General features: G+C 56.9%; 1 pseudogene. It reads left to right on the plus strand.

The annotated features are described in order from the left end of the window. Positions 1–399, plus strand: a pseudogene (locus ACUU1I_RS21250) (transposase); the annotation flags it as partial.

A 399-nucleotide genomic window follows, 5' to 3' on the forward strand; every position in this document is an offset into this window, starting at 1 on the left:
GTGTTGCTGCCGCAGCCCGTGAACTCAGCCTGTATGAATCTCAGCTCTATGCGTGGCGCAGCAAACTGCAGCAACAGATGACCTCGTCTGAGCGTGAAAGTGAACTGGCCGCTGAAAATGCCCGCCTGAAGCGGCAACTGGCGGAGCAGGCAGAGGAACTGGCTATCCTCCAAAAGGCCGCGACATACTTTGCGAAGCGCCTGAAATGAAGTATGTCTTTATTGAAAAACATCAGGCTGAGTTCAGCATCAAGGCAATGTGCCGCGTGCTCCGGGTGGCCCGCAGCGGCTGGTATACGTGGTGTCAGCGGCGGACAGGAATAAGCCCTCGTCAGCAGTTCCGTCAGCACTGCGACAGCGTTGTCCTCGCTGCGGCCTTTACCCGGTCAAAACAGCGTTA

The organism is Shigella sp. SIG3, from assembly GCF_053555855.1.